Annotated in this window: 1 protein-coding gene; it reads right to left on the bottom strand. The window is 69.6% G+C overall.

Translation table 11 applies throughout. The features are described from left to right. A partial coding sequence (locus tag KN815_RS34570) for a ricin-type beta-trefoil lectin domain protein (protein WP_216345799.1) occupies positions 1-288 on the bottom strand: 288 nt, incomplete at its 3' end. Between the last annotated feature and the right edge of the window lie 67 nt (positions 289-355).

The raw sequence follows: 355 nt of genomic DNA, 5'->3' as shown, positions 1-355 counted from the left end.
ACCCGACGCCACGTCCAGGCACTTCCCCAGCGCACGGACCGTGCCATCGCCACCAACAGTCCGCTGCTGCGCGACCGAGCCATTGCAGTCGTAGAGCTGGATCGGCGTGCCGTTGGCGCTGTTGGCGCCCGCCACGTCCACACACTTGCCGCCGACACCGGTGATCTGTCCGGTGGCCGCCACGGCACCACTCGCGGGAGCGCTGGTCAGGCCGGTGAGGAGGGCGGCGACGGCCGCCGCGCCCAGGATGCCGCGCACCGCGGGTCTGTGCAGAAGTCTCATGTTCATCTGGTCACCGTCCACTTCTGGTTGGCGGCGCCGGTGCAGGTCCATATCTGGAGCCGGGTACCGTTGG

The organism is Streptomyces niphimycinicus (assembly GCF_018883605.1).
Taxonomy (GTDB): domain Bacteria; phylum Actinomycetota; class Actinomycetes; order Streptomycetales; family Streptomycetaceae; genus Streptomyces; species Streptomyces niphimycinicus.
Note: the sequence above shows the minus strand (reverse complement) of the source record. Positions and strands in the feature narration are given on the sequence as shown.